General features: G+C 70.9%; 3 protein-coding genes. 1 reads left to right on the top strand and 2 read right to left on the bottom strand.

Translation table 11 applies throughout. The features are described 5' to 3' along the window. Positions 1-1536, bottom strand: a 1536-nt coding sequence (locus tag QH283_RS13240) for an SDR family oxidoreductase (protein WP_280503302.1), incomplete at its 3' end; no start/stop codon positions are given. Positions 1537-1779: 243 nt separating this feature from the next. On the opposite strand from QH283_RS13240, the gene QH283_RS13235 reads away from it, so the two are divergent. Beyond that, positions 1780-2418, top strand: coding sequence for a lipocalin family protein (locus tag QH283_RS13235; RefSeq protein ID WP_280503301.1), 639 nt, complete (start codon positions 1780-1782; stop codon positions 2416-2418). On the opposite strand, the gene QH283_RS13230 is transcribed toward QH283_RS13235, so the two are convergent. Then, complete coding sequence (locus QH283_RS13230; protein WP_280503300.1) at positions 2411-2782, bottom strand: MerR family transcriptional regulator; 372 nt, start codon at positions 2780-2782, stop codon at positions 2411-2413. The genes QH283_RS13235 and QH283_RS13230 overlap by 8 nt on opposite strands. Positions 2783-3409: the final 627 nt, after the last annotated feature.

The raw sequence follows: 3409 nt of genomic DNA, 5'->3' as shown, positions 1-3409 counted from the left end.
CCCGGCGGGGGGGGGGTTCACCCCGGCGCGCCGCCCGGCCCCCGGCCGGCGCGTGGCGCCGCCCCCCCCCGGGCCCCCGGGGTCGCCGCACTCGGCGGTGCCGATGATGTTGCGGACCATGCCGCCGAAGACGATGCCGTGGAACGGGGTGATCGCCTTCCAGTACAGATGCCCGGCCAGGCCGTGCGGCTGGAAGATCGCCCGCTGCCAGTACCGCGATCCGCCGTCGGGCTCGGGCTCGACCCCCAGCTCCAGCCAGGCAGGCCCCGGTACCCGCATCTCGGCGCGCAGCCGCAGCAGGCGCGGGCGGTCGATGTGCTCGACCCGCCACCAGTCCAGCGCCTCGCCCGCGTGCAACCGGTGCGGATGCTTGCGGCCGCGGCGCAGGCCGACCCCGCCGGACACCCGGTCGATCCAGCCACGGAACGACCACGCCAGCGGGAAGGAGTACCAGCCGTTCTCCCCGCCGATGGATTCGATCACCGCCCAGAGGGTTTCCGGGCTCGCCGAGGTGCGGCGCTCACGGACGTCCTCGTAGAGCGAGCCGCCGGACCACTCCGGGTCGCTGGGCAACGGGTCGGAGGGGGCGCCCGCGATGCTCGCGTCCGACCAGCGGGTCGGCACGTCGGCATTGCGGATGCGGGTCAGCGCGAGTTCGACGGCGGTCTCGAAGCGGGTCGCGCCGCCCTCCGGTTCGGGAATGTAGGCGTTGATGTCGCGGTCGCCGCACACCACCTCGTGCACGAGCGATTCGATCAACGGCACCGCCAGCGCCCTCGGCACCGGGGTGACCACGTTCACCCACTGCGCCGACAGCCACGGTGTGAGCATCGGCACCGGCAGCACGAACCGCCGGGGCAGGCCCGCCACCGTCGCGAACTTGCGCATCATCGACAAATAGGTGAGCACGTCGGGGCCGCCGATGTCGAAAGCGCGGTTCACGTGCTCGGGCAGTTCGGCGGCGTGCACGAGGTAGTACAGGACGTCGCGCACGGCGATGGGCTGGATGCGGTTGTGCACCCAGCGCGGGGTGATCATCGCGGGCAGCCGCTCGGACAGATAGCGCAGCATCTCGAAGCTGGCCGAGCCGGAGCCGATGATGACCGCCGCGCGCAGCTCCGCTGTCGGCACCCCCGATTCCCGGAAGATCTCGCCGACCTCCGCCCGCGACGCCAGATGCCGCGACAACGGCGTCTGGCGAGGCACGATCCCGCCCAGGTAGACGATGCGCCGCACCCCGGCGTCGACAGCGGCGTCGGCGACGACGCGTGCGGCGCGCTGATCGATGTCGGTGAAGTCGTGCTCGGTCAGCGAGTGGACGAGGTAGTAGATCACCTCCTGACCGGCGACGGCGGCGCGCACCTGCTCCGCGTCGGTCACATCGCCGCGAACCACCTCCACCCGGTCCACCCACGGGGCCTCGGTCAGCTTCTCCGGTGTGCGGGCCACCACCCGCACCTCGTGACCGGCCCGCACCAGTTCCGGCACCAGCCTGCCGCCGATGTAGCCGGTGGCTCCGAAGACGACGCACCGCATATCCGCTCCCCGCTCTCTGTGTGCCGGTCGTTTGCCGCGAACCGGGTGGACCGTGTCCGCGGCGGCTGTGCCCCCTGTGTACCCACGCGATCGCGCCCGAACATCCGGTGTGCCGTCCCGGCATGCGCCCGCGATTCCCGGCACGAGCGCGTAGCATTTCCCGCGATGTGTCCCGCGCCGGCGCCGACCGGCCGAAGAGCAGTTTTCGCGGCAGGAACCGAAACGATTCGCGAGGAGCCACGGATGAGCTCGTTGTTCGGTGGATACGCAAGGAAATTCCGCGGGACCGGGCGGGTGATCGCAGGCCTGGCCGCCTCACTCGCCGCCGCCGCCACGGCGGTCGCCGTCGCGGCCCCCGCGGGCGCGCAGTGGCAGCCGCTCGCGCCGGTCCCGAGTCTCGACATTCAGCGCTACCTGGGCGAATGGTGGCAGGTGGCCGCCGTCCCACAGCCGTTCAACCTCGATTGCGCCCGCGACACCAGGGCCGACTATCAGCTGATCGACCCGGCGAACATTCGTGTCGAGAACGGCTGCACCACGTGGACCGGCGGGCGCAACGGCATCGTCGGCAACGCCAGGGTGCTCGACCCGGCGACCAACGCGCAGTTGCACGTGAGTTTCCCCGGCGTGCCTTTCCAGGATTCCCCGGACGGTCCGCCGAATTACATCGTCACTCACCTGGCGGAGGATTATTCCTGGGCTCTGGTCGGCGATCCGATCCGTTTCTCCGGCTTCGTGCTGTCACGCTCGCCCGCGGTCGACGCGGCGCGGTGGCAGGAGATCCGCTCGGTGGTTGCCGAACGCGGTTACAACCCCTGTCTGCTGCTCACCTCGCCCACCCCGGGCGGCGCGAGCGACATCCGCCCGCTCTGCCTCATGTAGCGGAGTCCGTCACCGCGGGCCGCTCGGCGGCGACACTGTCCAGGCGGGCCTGGAGTCGGTCGCAGCGCGCCGTCAGGTCGGCGTTGGCGTCCTCGAGTTCGAGGATGCGCGCGATCGCGGTCAGGTTCATGCCCTGCTGGGTGAGGGTGGTGATGCGGTGCAGGCGGGCCACGTCCGCGGCGCTGTAACAGCGGGTGCCGCCCGCGCTGCGCGCCGGCCGGATGAGCCCGCGCGCCTCGTACAGGCGCAGGGTCTGTACTCCGAGGCCGCACAGTTCGGCGGCCACGGAGATCGCATAGACCGGCCGCCCCGCCTCGGGTGTCGTCACACCGGCGTTGTCGGCGCTGTGCTGGGGGTCGGGCATGGGGCACTCCTCGGAAGTCCCTGTATCGATGCGCATCCATTGTGATGGTCGCGAGTCGACGAGTCCTTGCGGGATCGCGTATAACGGTGGTAGAAAAAATCTATGCCGCTTGGCATAGATTAGCTCAAGTGAAGTACGTGAGATCGAGCGAGGAGGGGTGCCCACCATGCCGATGCGTACCGATCCGTTCCGCGACCACGGCCGCGCCACGCGGCGGGTATCCGAAACCGACGTATCCGACCCCACGGGGTAGCCCTGGATTCCTCGACTCGGTGGCCCACCGCCCGGCTGGTGCTGCTCGATCCCGACTTCGAGCGACTGGTCGCCGAGGTCGAGGAGGCTATGCTGGTGGTTCGGACCCCGCTTCGGTGCGGGTGTTCGGTGCCCACCTCGCCTCCGTCGACCGACCCCGCGCGCTTCCCGGCGCCGGCTGAACTGCTCGGCCGAACCGCCGAGCCCGCGCCGCCCAAGCAGCGCAGCCCTCCGGGCCGAGCCGGAGCCCCCGGCACGGGGGTCACGGAAACCGGAGCCGAGACGAAAGCGAGGTGACGGCCGTATCGAATCGACGAACCATGACAGCGTGGGCCGGCCGGGGCCAACCGGGCCGGGCCGGCCAGATGCTCCGTA

Origin of the sequence: Nocardia farcinica (assembly GCF_029867845.1) — a bacterium.
Taxonomy (GTDB): domain Bacteria; phylum Actinomycetota; class Actinomycetes; order Mycobacteriales; family Mycobacteriaceae; genus Nocardia; species Nocardia farcinica_A.
The sequence above is the reverse complement of the archived record's forward strand: the minus strand, read 5'-3'. Positions and strand labels throughout refer to the sequence as shown.

Coding starts and splice junctions, on each gene's coding strand:
- QH283_RS13230 (WP_280503300.1), bottom strand. CDS start 2,782: ATGCCCGACCCCCAGCACAGCGCCGACAACGCCGGTGTGACGACACCC.
- QH283_RS13235 (WP_280503301.1), top strand. CDS start 1,780: ATGAGCTCGTTGTTCGGTGGATACGCAAGGAAATTCCGCGGGACCGGG.